Here is a 15276-nt window from a genome sequence, read left to right as displayed (position 1 = left end):
TTATTAATCAAATGATTTGTCTTTTCACTTGATGAGTTTATAATAGCCTTAAATCATGTCAAAAAATGATACTGTTTAGGAGGCTCCTATGAAAAAAGTTGAACGGATTAATATCATCATGCGTTATATTAACAACCGCGCCCACTTTACAATTTCTGAAATCATGCGAGAATTTAACATCTCTCGTTCGACAGCTATTAGAGATATCAGAGAAATTGAAGCCATGGGGATGCCACTTGTCGCTGAAGTTGGAAGGGAAGGTGGGTATTTTGTCATGAACAACTCTGTCCTACCCACTGTCCGCTTTACCGATAATGAGCTTAAAGCTCTTTTTATTGCCTTTATGGCCACAAGAAATCAACAACTCCCTTATCTAAAGAGTCGTCAGTCTTTAGCTGAAAAATTACTAGGCCTTATCTCAGAAAACCAGCAAGAGGACCTTGTTCTTTTAAATCAAATCTTGCTTTTTGAAGGGACCAACCCTAATAATCCTGACTTACTTGATTTGTCAGACCTACCTCATCCTATGTTAGAAAAACTTATTCAAATCCTTCTTTTGGATAGTTATTTATTGATTACCATCAAAGAAGAGAAGGTGATAAAGTCTTATCCAATTTATCTCTTGCACCTTTATCGTGAAAAAAACCTTTGGCTGATTGAAGGCTTTGACTTAAAGGAAGAAAAGATACAGATTTTTCCTGTCGACAATCTCACCAATGTCAAACCATACCCTGCGAAAAAAAGATTAAGTAAGAAAAAGATTTTAGAAAAACTAAGTAGGCAGGAAGAAGTAATCAACCTTGTCGTTGAACTTGGTCCAAAGGCGATTGCTCAGTTCAAAAAATATCATCCTTTAAAAGTTTCAATTTCCTATACGAATCCTTACCAAGCCACAGCCATTCTAAAGACTTTTATCAATGTTAATAATTCAGAAGAATTGACCGAAATAACAAATTGGCTACTTTTCTTAGGTGGGGATATCAAGGTCAGGGAAGTGCCAGAAGAAGTCCTAGAAGGTTTGCAAGAGAGATTATTCCTATACTGCCCATAAGCAGTGCCAGTTAAAATCCAAATAATTTTGAGCGTGACCAGTTGCCAGTTCCCCCTTATTTTCGCACACCCAGAAAAGATAAGGGTTTCTGAATGGTGGAAATACATTTAAAGGATAATAGTATTTTTAGCAGTACTGTTCTTTATCCCGCATTAACGGGCAGTAAGATCCCCACATCAAGATGTAGAGAAAAGCAAAGAGTGGGGGACTTGCATATGACCAATTGATGAGAGCTTTCCACCAGTGAGGGATGAAGAAAATCCCCCACTGGTGGAAGTTTTACTTTATCAGAAGAGCGGATTAGCCCTAGCTTCTCAGACACGGCTTCTTTGTTCCTGATAACACGTATACTAGATGCTTTGGTATCCTTATGGATGTTACTTTTTGTTGAATAGTAATACTCGTTAATATGGATTTAATTATTATGTAATGAATCTGCCTCAAATTTTTTATAGGCTTCTTCCATTCCCATAATAACATTTTTAATCTTCATATGCCCTTCAGTATATACAGAGTGGTCTCTTATTTCTTCCCACATATAATGGTACTTTTTGATATTATTTGTTTCACAAATGATAATATCTGTAAAGTCCTTTCCAGGTAAGGCTTCCGCATCAAAGAAACGCACCTGCACTTCGGGATATTTTAAAGTAATTTCTGTAAGCTCATTAGCCCGTTTCCTTCTTTCTTCACGAGTCATAGCAAGCCAGGACGGATAAAATTCTACTAAAACAATAAAGATATGATTCATACTTCTTCCCTCCTATAATGGATTTTATTTGCTTTTAGATTATAACAAAATCCATGCATTTTTTGGTTCAATAAGAAAATACTTACATTATGTTTTTAAATCAAACTAAACGATTATTTAAATTGGATCTGTTATAGAATAGTATTGAAATTTGATGTTTTCCTGGATTCTTGATACAATAAAATCAAGAACAAATGTTCTATTTGGTTATCAAGATGAGCAAAACGTTTCATAACTATAGCAACAAATTACTACATACAAAAAAGAGCAAATCTATCAATGAGTTGTTCTAATTTAAGAAGGGAAATTGAAATATAGGACGAATGTTTTGCACTGTATTTCAAAAAAATTTGATTGTGGAGGAATTATTTATGTATGTAACAATTTCAGACTTTATTAAAGAATGGAATAGGGAAGCATTACTAACTCAACAGGTTTTAGATGGTTTGACAGATGAATCATTGCAACAACAAGTGTATTCAGAAGGCCGTACTTTAGGAAGGATTGCGTGGCATTTGACAACAAGTATTCCAGGTTATTTAGCTCATTTTGGGTTGAAGATAGATGAAGTGAAAAATGCAGAAAGTGTACCAACCTCAGCGAAGGAAATTGCTGAAACCTTTAAAAATATAAGTCTTGATGCAGCCAAAGTTATTGAGGAACAATGGACAGATGAATCCTTAAAGCAAATACAAGAAGCATTTGGAAGACAGGAATCAAACGCTACAATCTTAATGGGGTTAATTAAGCACATTGTTCATCATCGTGGACAAGTTACAATTCTTATGCGTCAAGCAGGAATAAAACCATTTGGAGTGTATGGTCCCCCAAAAGAAGACTGGATTCATTTAGGGGTAGAAAATCCACCACTTTAAAAATAGTATAGTGTTACGGATTCATGCTTTAACAAATAAAGGGAAACCTTTATTTAGGACATACAAGTTAGTAAAAGTGGCCATTAAATTGGCCACTTTTTTTCTTTATCAGTATGAAACTATGTCATAAATGAGCCGGAATCTCGGAATCTCCGTTGCCCGAACTATTTGTCTGATAGAACATATAATATACGGGTACCTTGTCGATTTGTATTTCTTTGCTTAGAGCAAATCCGAATCCCCGGTACAAACTTACATTTTCTGCATTTACTCTAAAACTTGAGCTACACTACAAGTGAGGTGGAGAATATGAACGGATTCGAACGACGGAAACAGAACAAAATTGAGCAAATATACAGTTCCTCATTTGAATTGTTCTCCAAATATGGTTTTCAAAAGGTAAGCGTGAATGAAATCGCTCAAAATGCGAAGGTTTCTCCCTCTACCATTTATAATTACTTTGGAACAAAAGAACAGCTCTATGCCGATATGCTTATAAATTGGATGGACAAACAGTTGGAGCAGTATGAGAAGATTCTGGATTCAGCGTATTCCTTTCCTGAAAAGACGAAGGAAATCATGCTGGTGGAAGCTAAAAATTTACAAATTTTATCGGATAATTTTCAGAAACCCCCATTCTCTGAGGTGAGTGGGTTGATGCAAAGGCTGAAGAGTTATTATGAGCAGAAAGTCATGCAATTTTTTATGAGGTTTGTCGTGATTGGAAAGCAAGAAGGTTACATTCATAGAGATCAAACAGAAGAGATGATTATGCTGTACTTCACGATGTACAAAAATGAGCTAGGTCGGTATTGGGAAGCGTCGAATCGAGCACACATAACGAGGAGTATGGATCAATTAATGGAGTTGTTTTTCTATGGGTTGGTTGGAGAGAAGCCGAAGTAGGACGAAATCGGAAAATTGATCGTCTGCCCAGTTACGCAAAAACCGTATCACAAATAAGTGATACGGTTTTTACTATTAGTTAAAAATCATAACAGTATAAAAATACATTAAGCTTTTCTTTCATGAAATCAAAATAAATTTCTTTTTCATTTATACGTTTAAAGTTTTGGCTGTCATAAAATCCATAGTTACATCTAGTATCTGTATATAGATATAAAGATTTCACATCCATACTTTTCATAACAGAATCTTATAGTTGTCAAATTCAAATGCTTATCCCGCATTAACGGGCAGTAATACTCCCACCTCAAAATTCAGCGAAAGCAAAGAAGTTAGGTGGGAGATCAATAGCCCGTAAAAGCCCGATTGGTTCAATTAATAATCAGTGGGGGATGAAGAAAACCCCACTGATTAAAGTTTCACTTTATCAAAAATAATGAGTCAGTTGATGGTTAGGACATATACAAGTTAAAAAAACAAAAATTACCAAGATTGGTTTATCAACCGGCCTAATTTTTTATAAATAAGGAAATAATAGAAACAAATAACTGTAAATATAGGAGGCCTTATTTATGAAACCCGATTTTTTACAAACCGTACACAAAGCCATTGGTAATATTGAACATATCCACATTGAAGAAAGTGGATCAGACAGTTTACTCATTCATCATGATGATGTACAAAAATTAGAACAAGTTGCTGAGACATTAGAAAATCAAAAATTCCATTCTATAATTAGGAACAATGGGAATACAGCTTTTATTGAAGTGATAAACAGATGAAAAAGGTTCGGTTATATGCCGAACTTTTTCCTATTTTTAAATCGAAACTTGGAATTCTTCTACATATATAGCCGTTCCAGAGATTTCAAGTACGGCGAACTGAACCTGATCCGGTAAAAGAACGGAAGATTTTTATCGCCGATGTCAAGATTGGAAGCGAACGGGCGACTTACCAGGATATAGTGACCAGAGATGATTCCTCCAAAAAGTAAAATGGGTCATTTTCGGAATCATGTTTATAAAAATTAGAATGAAGAAATTAGCGCTCATCTGTGCATGATGGAGTGCTTTTTTATTTTCTTTTCATTACTATATCAATTCTGGTTACTTTAATTTTCATTCGTATGCAATGAAGTAGTAGGATGATTAAAGGATTATACAAATATTTGGTAAAAGAAAGTATAATTTATATAGATAAATATAATTAATAAATTTGATTAGGAGTGATTTACATATTTAGGGGAAATGTAAAAAGGATACTTATATCATTATTAACAAATCCAATATTAATAATTGGATACTGGATCTTTTGTTATGAGTTAGCTTCATTCTGTAAGTATGGAAGAATGAATTATAATATTTATATTTTATTATTATGTATAGTATTTTTTATATCTGTAATTACATTTACTACAATGAGAATTATAAAAAATAGAGAATATCAATCTAAAAAATTAACTAATTTAACTGCATGGAAATACATTTCTATTATCATTATTGTTGTAATTACATCATTTTATGGGGTGCAGATTTATAAAAGTGCAACAAATTATGGTGGCAGACTTGCATGGTTTATAGAAAGATTAAAACATGAAAGATCAGTTGAATTTGAACATAACAATATATATCAATATGGAGTAGAAGGTATTTTTGAAGATATAAATAAAAAATATCCTTTGCCAAAGAAATTATATATGGCAAGTGATTTCGACCTTACATTTCATTCAGATGGAACAATTACAGCATTTGATACATTTGTTTATGGGAAAAATGCTCACGGGAAAGAGGAAACTTATTTAATAGCTTATGATAAGAAGAAGTCACAAGATATTACTGTAATACGAAATGGATATGCAGATCCTGATTATGATGATGATAAACTAGTAGAACCTCTAATTAAAACGGTTAAGGCTATTCCAGTTAAGCAAACAGTTAGTAAGTGGAATGAAAGTAAGTATGGATTAATTTATTATGGAAAAAGAAATTGGGGATACAATACAGAGGGAATTATTAATATTAATGAGGATGGTAAGGAGCATAAGCTTGAAGAAGCAACTTCTGAAATAATTGGGTATACAGTATCCATATTTGTCCCTGGAAAAGAGAAAGAGTTAGTACCTGCTAGATATAACTTAATAGGTGACCCGAATTGGAGTAAACCAAATACGAATCCAAATCAAAAGAGTTCTAAAGAGAAGCAGCAAGATGTAACGAATAACAAGGAACAGTTTTACCTATCAAAAGAAGTTGGTTATAAACTAAATATGACAGAAAAAGCATTAGGTAGTGCTTTTTATTCACTAAGCAAGACAATTGATGGGGGTAAAACATGGGAGGTTATAAATACAGATCCATTCATTGGAGGAATTGGTAGTGTATCAGGAATAACTTTTATGAATGATAAACTTGGATTTTTAGGAGCAATCCGTCCTTCTGGTACTGAGGGAGAGTTATATCGTACAGATGATGGGGGCATATCTTTTAAAAAGGTAAATTATCCACCTCATGAAGTGAAATTAGATAATACACAGTCTATAATAAGTCCTTTTGATTCTCCAGGCATGCCTTATGAGAAAGATGGAGTTTTTAATATGTTAGTTGGACAAGGATCAGATGGGGACTATAATGGCGATAGCAGTGCACTGTATCAATCAAAAGATAAAGGAGAAACATGGGAATATGTAAAAGAAGAAAAAAATAGTTAGAGTTCGTACTAATAAGAAAATACTTTACACTCTCCGTTAAGATTGCTTCGTCTTCCCTCTCAAGTAAGACCAATATAAATAACCGGTTCCTTAACGTACAGGGAACCGGTTAAATTGTGTCTAAACGTGCAATTTTCTATTTTTGTACAAGACTGGCTCAAAAGTTAATAAGGGATGTTTATATGAACTGAAAAGCGGAGAAAGGGGCTGTGTACAAGCGTCAGGGAATGCTTTTGGTTCTTTCCAATACGCACCTTACATGGAACTTGACGGAGATGACCGTACAGGCGCAGTTGCTAGGGGTGAAAATTTACGGATTAACGGAAACAAAATTTCTGATGTTAAGCGTGTCCTTGTTTATTCTTTCATTTATGAAGGGGTCGCAAATTGGGCGCAAGCTGATGGAGTTGTAACGCTGAAGTATTCTGCTGGTCCGGATATTGAAGTGAAACTAAATGAACATCGAAACGGGAAAATCATGTGTGCAATTGCAATGATTGAAAACGTAAACAATGAGACGTTTAAAGTGCAACGGTTAGTTGAATATTTCGACGGTCATAAAGAAATGGATCGTGCATATGGCTGGGGAATGAATTGGGTAGCTGGTTCCAAATAAAAGCTTACATAATTAAAAGTGCTTTGCCGAAATGGTAAAGCACTTTTTGATGTGTAAAAAATGTGATGATATTAAGTAAATAGGGAAGGTTAGGTGTGGATTTTTTAAAAGGAAGATCGAAATTTATTAGCATAAAGCTATTATTCCTCTTCCTTTGTCTTCTCCTCTTTCTCCTGTTCTTTCAGCAACAAATTCCGCAAAACATGCGCTCGGTAACTCTCCAACTTTCGCCCTTCATAATAATTAATTCCAAGCTTTTTCAACTCATACACGTACCAGCCTTTAGTTCCGTAATACATGTGAACATGCTCCTTTAGAATTTTTAACAGTATATGCTTGAGTATGAAAAGGAAATCTTGTCTTACTTGCGGAAAGTGTGGATTTTTCTGCGGATATCACATGTGTATTTCAGGAGAGGTAGTAAATTTTGCGTGGTAAAATAATAGAATCAAAGTATTAGAGGAATTACGATGCCAGTTTACAACAAGAACTTTAAATGAAAAAGAATACATAGAAGAAATACGTAAAAAAACACCGTCCTTTTTGTTCGTTTACCGTAAAGGTTCCACTCGCACAAATAAAATTAACACAGTTCAAATAAATCGAACTGTGTTATTAAAGGTGTTTAATATTATAAGATTTCATTTTGACCAATCAAATTACAGCATTTTATATATTTCAATTAAGTTGTCATCAGGGTCGCGAAAATGTGCAATACGTGATCGCCATTCCTTACGATCGTGCGGTTCATTAACAAATTCAATTCCTTTTTCTCTGAAACGGTTATAAGTCTTATCGACATCTTCAACTTCAAATTGAAGTAAGAACCTTGATTGAGACTCAGCTTCTAAAGGCTTATTTCCTTCTCCGACTAATTCGGCCATCATTTTTCGAGATACAAGCTCAATTTTCGTCTCTCCATTATTGAAAAGCGCATATTCCATGTCTTCCTCGTACCAACTAACTGGAAGCCCTAATAAATCTCTGTAAAACATGGCACTTTTCTTAAAATCTTTGACCAAAAGTCTTATTTGCAACAACTTCAAATCAATCATCTCCTAAAAAACTTAATCGAAAGAGTCAACACCATAACTATTCATTCGAACATTTCGTCACTGATTTCAATATTCCTTCATGTTTCATATAACGATTCTGCTCTGTTATTCACATAAATGAAATAACTGTATCGTTAGTCAACACTTTCTTGAGGACCGCTCATGCAGTATGTACCAGCAGCATACGTGTTGAATGCGAAGTTGTCATAAACTATAAAGTGAAAAAAATGGAGTATTTTCTATTCAATTCACCTAATAAAAACCCTTTTAGTTCATAGAAGAAATACGTAAAAAGCACAAAAAGAGTTAGCGGAATATATAGAAGTGGTAACTCCGGAGCATAAAATAGGGGGTACTGCCACATGCTCATCAACTTTTAAGAGTGCCTTTTATAACTACTAAGGGATCATTTAGCAATTAAAAGGCTCCTTTTGTATTTCTCAAAATTTATTAACCACTTTTATTGTAAAATAAATACAAATTAGTTTTTTAAATACAATTAAGAAAAAGGGGGGGAAGGATAAGGAGCAATCAAGCAAAGAAAAATAGTGTAGTTATTACTGCTTTAATTTCAGTATTATTTTTTGTTTTATATGAATCTTTGTTTGCATTCTCTCTTAGCTGATTCGGGTTCTAGGGCGAATACATTTGGTTCTTTAGATTAGATAATGTATGAAAAAAAGATTAGTTGATTTATATAAGATGGGAGGATAAAAAGTTATGAATGTATTAATGATTAATTTTCCAGCCGAGGGTCATATAAATCCAACTCTTGGTATCGTAAAAGCATTAATTGATCGCGGAGATTCCGTTCATTACGTAACTACTGAAGAGTTTAAAGAGAGAATTGAAGGCTTGGGTGCGAATGTGTATCTTCATCCTAACCATCTGAAAGGGTTTACACCTCAAAAATTGGTTAATATTCACGAATTTCTACAGATTCATTTAAAACTTTCCTATGATATTTTGTCTGTCGTTCAAAAACTGACTAATTCCATGTCCTTTGATTATGTGTATCATGATACGTTCGGTGCAGGATTACTAGTCAAAGACTATTTAAACCTGCCCTCTGTCTCTTCATCATCCTCTTTTGCTATACCTCAAGAGCAATTTTTGAAAATATTAAGAGAGCGTATAGGTCCACCTTTAAATGCACCATCAGAAATTGAAAGGGAGAATGAGGCTTTAATGGAACAGATTGAGGAATGCTTTGGCGTGAAAGTAAAGGATCCTTTTCAATTTATGATGAACACTGCTGACTTAAATATTGTCTATACAAGCCAGGAGTTTCAGCCTGGTGGAGAATCCATGGATAATTCATACGTATTTATTGGTCCCTCTATCGCGAAACGGATGCAAACACATGATTTTCCATTAGAAGAGTTAAAAGACCAGAAAGTACTGTATATTTCAATGGGTACCGTCTTACAAGGATTTGAGTCTTTCTTCAAAACCTGCATAGAGGCTTTTAGAGATTTCAAGGGAAAAGTCGTTGTTTCAGTAGGGATGTCTACTGATTTAACCAAACTACAACCTTTTCCAGAAAACTTCATTGTACGTAGATATGTACCACAGCTCGAGATTTTACAGCATACAGACGTCTTTATTACTCATGGAGGAATGAATAGCACGAGTGAGGCTCTCTATTATGAAGTACCTCTTGTCGTGATACCTCACACATCAGATCAACCTATAATCGCGAATCGATTAGAAGAACTTCAAGCTGGATATAGACTTGATCCGCATGAATTAAGTATGGAAAAGCTAAAAGAAGCTGTACAAGTAGTGTTGTCCAATCCTTCTTACCAAGAAAATGCTAAGAAAGTTAGCAAAAGTTTTAAAGAAGCCGGAGGAGAAAAGAAAGCCTTATTAGCTATAGACAAGTATTTAAAAGAATACGTTCACTTATTTTCTAAAAAGTGATGGGTAACTATAGGAAGTAAATCCAATTAAGGTGTGATTGTCATAAGTAGCTTTTGGGATAAAGTCATAAACTTGACAGACTCCAAGGAAAAAAGCGTTAGAGCCGATCCATCTTTCAAATATTTGAATGCGTTCTTCTTGGTTTTTATCTGATTTTAAATGAATGACATCCCAAAAATTTGCTTCTGTTATCTCTGATAATGTAAGATTCATTCTTTTCCTCTTTTCTCTATACTTAATTTCAAAGAAAAAAGCTCCTCCTGTATAAGAAGGAGCTTCCTTACATTAAGCCGACTGCCTCTTAACCTTCTCTAACAACCCAGCCAAAATATGCGTACGATATGACTCTAGTTTTCTACCTTCATACGTACGGATACCTAGTTTTTTAAGTTCGTTTACGTACCAACCTTTGCTACCGAAATGCATATAATCGCTTCCTTTCTTGTTTGGAGTTGTTCTGATTGTATTTTTGGCGGAATGATGAATTTCCAGATGAAAGTGGTTAACTTCTCTGTCAAAGACATATATACTAGAAGTAGTATATATTGAGGTGACTGAACAGCGTGATTATTGAAAAGCACGAAATTCAAATTGATCAGATTACGAGTGGGAAGGTCAATATCTTTACGTTTTATCGTAATAAGAAACAAATTGACCACCAGTTTTTACAATTGCAGGAGCCTTCTCTTACTGCGAATTATTTTTTTCATTTTCATCTAGATGCGGAAAGTTTGCGTCTCTTGCATGAAGAGTTTCCAGGTGTTTATCCGTATGACAAAAAAGAGAGTATTCTTGATTGGACGGATAAAATGAAGGATGAGTTAAAGCGGCTTATTCAAGCAGGAATGTGGAATAAGCGCGTTCGATTAGGTAATCGAATTGTAGAAGTTGTATTTCTGTGGTGTGAAGAAGATGTTGTGTGAAAAAGAAGCGGTCAGACGCTTCTTTTTTTAGCGCTGGAATAGTACAAGCTTTCCGCTTGAAGATGTGCAGCGGTGTGTGTGGTCATACAATTGTTTTTCTCGTAAGATCGTTTCACCTTTTGATTTTGCTTCTGTTTCAGTCGCAGCCTCAAATGATTCGTCTAGTACTTTGGAACCGTCTTTTTCGAAAACTGTTAGTGTGTATACGCCCATGAAAATTCCCTCCAAAATAAATAATCAGAATGTTATAACTATTGTGTCATAAAACGAGCGATTATGCAAAAGAAATATGTGACATTCCGTGTTAAAATAGAGCCAAGTATGACGGAGAAAGGACGTTACAGTGTGAAAGAAGTAAAGTTTATTCATGCGGCAGATTTGCATTTGGATAGTCCGTTTAAAGGGATGGAGCTACATGTACCAGCTTTTATATGGGAGAGAATGAAGGAAAGTACGTTTCGTTCGTTTGCGTGCATTGTGGATAAAGCGATTCAAGAGCAGGTCGAGTTTGTTTTGCTTGCCGGTGATTTGTATGACGCAGAGACGAGAAGTTTGCGGGCGCAAGTATTTGTTCGCGAGCAAATGAAGCGTCTGGCGCAGTATGATATTCCGGTATACGTGATTCACGGTAATCATGATCATTTAGGCGGAAGCTGGGCGGCAATTGAATTTCCGAGTAATGTACATATTTTTACAGAGCCTTATATAGAAGAAAAATCATTTTATAAAAACGGGGAGCTGCTTGCCTCCATTTACGGATTTAGTTATCAGCAGCAAGCTGTGACAGATAATATGACAGAGCAATATAAAAAGATGAGTGATGCGCCGTTTCATATTGGGATGCTTCATGGAAGCGTGGAAGGAGACGCGGAGCATAACCGATATGCGCCGTTTCAAATTCGTGAATTGAAGGAAAAGCAGTTTGATTACTGGGCGCTTGGTCATATACATAAACGTGAAGTATTATCGGAAGAACCGTGCATTGTGTATTCTGGCAATATTCAAGGGCGGCACCGAAAGGAAACAGGAGAGAAAGGTGCGTATGTTGTTTCCTTGTCAAAGCAAGGGACGGAACTAGGATTTTTCAGTACGGCAGATGTTGTGTGGGATGAGATTTCTATCAGTATTGATGGGTTAGAGACAGTTGATGATCTTATTCATGCATGTACAGAGAGTATGAACGGTGTTCGAAGAGAAGAGGAAGGTTTACTTGTGACGATGACGTTTGCAGGACAAGGTCCGCTTGCTTCTTATTTACGTGATGAGAAGCGCGTAGAGGAAATCCTTCATATTGTGTCGTCAGGCGAAGAGCGCAGCAATTTTGTACATGTTGTGAAATGGAAGAATGAAACGATTTCGTTTGCTGAAATTGAGAAGTTGAAGAAAGAGAATCATTTTATTGGAAATGTGCTGCAGGAGCTTGAAGCATTTTCTAGTATGGATGAGGTGCTGCGGATGATTTGGACTTCGCCGGTTGCGAGAAAGGTGCTTCATTCGTTTTCTGAGGAAGAAAAGAAAGAGATTCAAAAGGGTGCCGAGAATATTATTTTAGAGCAATTACTAGAGCAAGAGAGGAGTAAAGCATGAGAATTGAAAAGCTTCATATTTACGGATATGGAAAATTAGAAAATGTCGAGCTGAACCTTTCCATGCTTACAGTATTGTACGGAGAAAATGAAGCAGGTAAGTCAACAATTCGTTCGTTTATGAAGAGCATATTGTTTGGTTTTCCGACAAGAGGACAGCGCCGTTATGAACCGAAGGAAGGCGGAAAATACGGCGGTGCGATTACGGTTTTTACTGAGGAGTATGGAAGGTTAAAGATTGAACGTCTTCCGAAAACAGCGGCCGGGGAAGTGACGGTTTATTTTGCGGATGGAAAAACAGGCGGTGAAGATGTTTTAAAGCAGCTGTTAAACGGAATGAATGAGCAGTTGTTTGATTCTGTTTTTTCATTTGATATGCACGGTTTGCAAAATATTCACCATATCGGAGAAAATGATATTGGTAACTATTTATTTTCGGCAAGTGCAGTTGGCAGCGATGGGTTATTACGGCTTGAAAAAATGATCGAGAAAGAAATGGAGCAGCGTTTTAAGCCAAATGGCCGTAAGCCGGAAATTAATGTAGCATTGCAGGAGTTAAAAAAACTGCAAGATCAGTTGGCAGATTGGCAAGGGAAGATTGCGGCGTATGAAGAGCTTGTGAAAAAGAAAAAGAGTATCGAAGAGCGCCTTATCGTTATTCGCACGGAGCAGCAAGAAGCAGGAAAACGAAAGCAAGATTATGAAGTGTTAGCAGCGTTGCAGCCATTGTTTCTAGAAAAACGAGCGTGTGAACGCTTTTTAGAGCAACACGCGGGACATACGTTTCCAGTTGATGGTTTGAAGCGTTATGAAGCAGTAAAAGCACGGCTCGAACCACTTCAGCTACAGGAAGATGCGCTGCAAAAGAAATTGAATGCAGCTCAAACTGAAATAGAAGCACTGCAAGTAAACGAAGAATTGCTTCAGCAAGATATGTATGTAGAAGAGCTACGTTTGCAGCATATGTCTTATGAAGCAGCGCTGCAAGAAGTGCGAGATTTGACGGGGCGCATTTCACATATAGAGGAAGAAATACAAGATTTGCAGCAGCAAATTGGGGCAGCGTTTGCGCGTGAGGATGTTCTTTCTTTCAATACGAGCTTGGCTGTGAAGGAAACAATTACGCAGATGATGCAGCTAGCAAAAGAGCTAGAGAAGCGTAAAGAGCAGTTAGATGGAAGATTTAAAACAGCGCAGGAACAGTTAGAGGAACAAGAGGAAGCTGTTAATAGGCTCAAGGCGCAAACGATGTCTAAAGAAGAGCGGGAGAGACATTTGTCAAAAGCGCAAAGTGCAGCGTCCGAGCAGAGAGGACAAAGACAGAACCGAAATGGTACTGCACCGCAAATGAATAAAACAGCGATGATCTTGTTCATTATGAATGCGTTACTGCTGCTTGCGGGCGTTTTAATGGATAATCGTAAGTTATTGTTTGTTGGTGTTTTTCTTTTAATTGGTCTTGTCGTTTTATATGTGATGTATATGGGCTCTGCTTCTAAAAAGCTTGAACCAGATGGACATGAAAGTAATGAAGCACTTGAACTCAGATATCGCCTTGAGAAAGATGATGAAGTGCGGAAGCTATTAGAGCGCGAGGAATTTAAGTTAAAGCAAATTGAGAGAGGATATGAACGCGCTCTTTCCGAATATGATGAGTGGGAACGTGATTTGTTTCAGGTAAATGAGCAGGTGAAATCGTATAAAGAGATGTACGCATTGCCAAGTAGTTTTACATATGCTCATATATTGCCGGCTTTTGAACGAATCGAAAAGATGCAGCAATTGTACCGAGAGCTCGCGAAGCAGCAAGAACGAAAAGAATTGCAGGAAGACATGATTTCGCAGTTTGAACATAAACTAATGAAGCTAACTGTTTCTGCAGACAGAAACGTGGATACACCGTCATTATTTTTACATGGTATAAGTAAAGATGTGCAGAAAGAAAAGGAAAAGCAATTACAGAAAAAGCAGCTGGAAGAAAAGGTTGCTGCGTGGGAAGAAGAGCATGCGGCAGCGCAGCAGCAACTTCATCATTTCCTAGATGAACGTCAGCAGCTTTGGGATATTGCCGGAACAGCTGATGAAGAGGCCTTTTTGGCTGCGGCAAAGCAAGCGGAGCAGATTGAAGAGAAAAAGCAGCAGCTTGATCGATTAATTCCGCAAATGGATTTGCTGGAAGGAAGGTTAATGACTGCGGCGCTGGAGACTGGTTACCGTTTAGAAGGCTACGAAGAGGAGCGCCAAAAAGAACAAGAGCAGCTAGACGGGCTGATGCGTGAGGAAAAAGAATTGACGCATACACTGGCAGCTCTGCGTCTTGAAATCTCTCAGTTAGAAGATGGCCGTACGTACGGTGACGTGCTTCATGAATGGGAATTGAAAAAATCACAAGTGCGCGAGCAAGTGAAAAAGTGGGCTGCATACGCGGCGGCAAAGGCTGTATTAAATAAAACGAAGAAGTATTATCATGAAGTGCAGCTGCCGCGCATTTTGCAAAAGGCAGAAGAATACTTTGTGTATTTAACAGGCGGAAAATATGTGAAAGTCTTTTCGCCAGATGCAGAAGAGCCGTTTATTGTAGAAAGAGAAGATGGACTTCGTTTTTACAGTCATGAATTAAGCCAAGCGACAGCAGAGCAGCTCTATTTATCGCTTCGGTTTGCGTTAGCGCATACGTTTGAAGGGCAGTATCCGTTTATTATTGATGACAGCTTTGTACATTTTGATGTACTGCGAACAGAGCGAACTGTGCATCTTATGAAGGAATTAGCGAAAGAACGGCAAGTCATTTTCTTTACTTGTCATAAACATCTTCTATCTTTCTTTGAAGAAGGAGAAATACAAAGGTTAAACCAGTGAGGTTATGCTATACTAACAATAACG

Annotated in this window: 15 protein-coding genes and 2 pseudogenes; 10 read left to right on the top strand and 7 right to left on the bottom strand. The window is 36.6% G+C overall.

Annotated features, from left to right (window positions below):
• Positions 1-88: 88 nt before the first annotated feature.
• Positions 89-1051: a helix-turn-helix transcriptional regulator gene (locus ACFQZ1_RS13100; RefSeq protein WP_377882616.1), complete on the top strand. Its 963-nt coding sequence runs from the start codon at positions 89-91 to the stop codon at positions 1049-1051.
• Between the two features lie 415 nt (positions 1052-1466).
• Here ACFQZ1_RS13100 and ACFQZ1_RS13095 read toward each other — a convergent pair whose 3' ends face one another.
• On the bottom strand, positions 1467-1802 hold the full coding sequence (locus ACFQZ1_RS13095) for a darcynin family protein (RefSeq protein WP_377882614.1): 336 nt from the start codon (positions 1800-1802) through the stop codon (positions 1467-1469).
• 371 nt (positions 1803-2173) lie between these two features.
• Here ACFQZ1_RS13095 and ACFQZ1_RS13090 point away from each other — a divergent pair, with 371 nt between their 5' ends.
• Entirely contained in the window at positions 2174-2677 is a 504-nt protein-coding gene (locus ACFQZ1_RS13090; protein WP_377882613.1) for a DinB family protein, read from the top strand.
• A 309-nt stretch (positions 2678-2986) separates the two neighbouring features.
• The gene (locus ACFQZ1_RS13085) at positions 2987-3583 is read left to right on the top strand and encodes a TetR/AcrR family transcriptional regulator (protein WP_377882612.1); all 597 of its coding nucleotides are present in this window, start codon (positions 2987-2989) and stop codon (positions 3581-3583) included.
• 79 nt (positions 3584-3662) lie between these two features.
• Here the strand turns inward: ACFQZ1_RS13085 and ACFQZ1_RS13080 are convergent.
• Positions 3663-3824 (bottom strand): annotated as a pseudogene (locus tag ACFQZ1_RS13080) (GNAT family N-acetyltransferase); the annotation flags it as partial.
• A gap of 331 nt (positions 3825-4155) precedes the next feature.
• Between ACFQZ1_RS13080 and ACFQZ1_RS13075 the strand changes: the two are divergent.
• The 3 genes and pseudogenes from ACFQZ1_RS13075 to ACFQZ1_RS13065 all read left to right on the top strand — a co-directional run.
• Complete coding sequence (locus ACFQZ1_RS13075) at positions 4156-4365, top strand: hypothetical protein (RefSeq protein WP_377882611.1); 210 nt, start codon at positions 4156-4158, stop codon at positions 4363-4365.
• Between the two features lie 443 nt (positions 4366-4808).
• The gene (locus ACFQZ1_RS13070) at positions 4809-6290 is read left to right on the top strand and encodes a WD40/YVTN/BNR-like repeat-containing protein (RefSeq protein WP_377882610.1); all 1482 of its coding nucleotides are present in this window, start codon (positions 4809-4811) and stop codon (positions 6288-6290) included.
• Positions 6291-6459: 169 nt separating this feature from the next.
• Positions 6460-6906, top strand: a pseudogene (locus ACFQZ1_RS13065) (Tellurium resistance); the annotation flags it as partial.
• 140 nt (positions 6907-7046) lie between these two features.
• Here ACFQZ1_RS13065 and ACFQZ1_RS13060 read toward each other — a convergent pair.
• Both ACFQZ1_RS13060 and ACFQZ1_RS13055 read right to left on the bottom strand, forming a co-directional pair.
• Positions 7047-7205, bottom strand: a complete 159-nt coding sequence (locus ACFQZ1_RS13060; RefSeq protein ID WP_377882609.1) for a YflJ family protein — start codon at positions 7203-7205, stop codon at positions 7047-7049.
• A 360-nt stretch (positions 7206-7565) separates the two neighbouring features.
• Positions 7566-7952 (bottom strand): VOC family protein, encoded by a 387-nt coding sequence (locus ACFQZ1_RS13055; RefSeq protein WP_377882608.1) that lies wholly within the window; start codon positions 7950-7952, stop codon positions 7566-7568.
• 729 nt (positions 7953-8681) lie between these two features.
• On the opposite strand from ACFQZ1_RS13055, the gene ACFQZ1_RS13050 reads away from it, so the two are divergent.
• The gene (locus ACFQZ1_RS13050) at positions 8682-9884 is read left to right on the top strand and encodes a macrolide family glycosyltransferase (RefSeq protein ID WP_377882607.1); all 1203 of its coding nucleotides are present in this window, start codon (positions 8682-8684) and stop codon (positions 9882-9884) included.
• Here the strand turns inward: ACFQZ1_RS13050 and ACFQZ1_RS13045 are convergent.
• Together ACFQZ1_RS13045 and ACFQZ1_RS13040 are read right to left on the bottom strand one after the other, a co-directional pair.
• Positions 9867-10097, bottom strand: a complete 231-nt coding sequence (locus tag ACFQZ1_RS13045) for a hypothetical protein (RefSeq protein ID WP_377882606.1) — start codon at positions 10095-10097, stop codon at positions 9867-9869. The two genes, ACFQZ1_RS13050 and ACFQZ1_RS13045, sit on opposite strands and share 18 nt — an antisense overlap.
• Before the next feature lie 72 nt (positions 10098-10169).
• On the bottom strand, positions 10170-10310 hold the full coding sequence (locus tag ACFQZ1_RS13040) for a YflJ family protein (RefSeq protein WP_377882605.1): 141 nt from the start codon (positions 10308-10310) through the stop codon (positions 10170-10172).
• Positions 10311-10447: 137 nt separating this feature from the next.
• On the opposite strand from ACFQZ1_RS13040, the gene ACFQZ1_RS13035 reads away from it, so the two are divergent.
• The gene (locus ACFQZ1_RS13035; protein ID WP_377882604.1) at positions 10448-10807 is read left to right on the top strand and encodes a hypothetical protein; all 360 of its coding nucleotides are present in this window, start codon (positions 10448-10450) and stop codon (positions 10805-10807) included.
• Positions 10808-10834: 27 nt separating this feature from the next.
• Here the strand turns inward: ACFQZ1_RS13035 and ACFQZ1_RS13030 are convergent, their stop codons facing one another.
• Positions 10835-11020: a YhzD family protein gene (locus ACFQZ1_RS13030; RefSeq protein ID WP_377882603.1), complete on the bottom strand. Its 186-nt coding sequence runs from the start codon at positions 11018-11020 to the stop codon at positions 10835-10837.
• Between the two features lie 132 nt (positions 11021-11152).
• On the opposite strand from ACFQZ1_RS13030, the gene ACFQZ1_RS13025 reads away from it, so the two are divergent.
• Entirely contained in the window at positions 11153-12394 is a 1242-nt protein-coding gene (locus tag ACFQZ1_RS13025) for a metallophosphoesterase (RefSeq protein ID WP_377882703.1), read from the top strand.
• Positions 12391-15252, top strand: coding sequence for an ATP-binding protein (locus tag ACFQZ1_RS13020; RefSeq protein WP_377882602.1), 2862 nt, complete (start codon positions 12391-12393; stop codon positions 15250-15252). Before ACFQZ1_RS13025 ends, ACFQZ1_RS13020 begins: the two co-directional genes overlap by 4 nt.
• Positions 15253-15276 lie beyond the last annotated feature (24 nt).

Source organism: Bacillus sp. CGMCC 1.60114, assembly GCF_042676365.1.
GTDB classification, from domain to species: Bacteria; Bacillota; Bacilli; order Bacillales; family Bacillaceae_G; genus Bacillus_A; species Bacillus_A rhizoplanae_A.
Note: the sequence above shows the minus strand (reverse complement) of the source record. Positions and strands in the feature narration are given on the sequence as shown.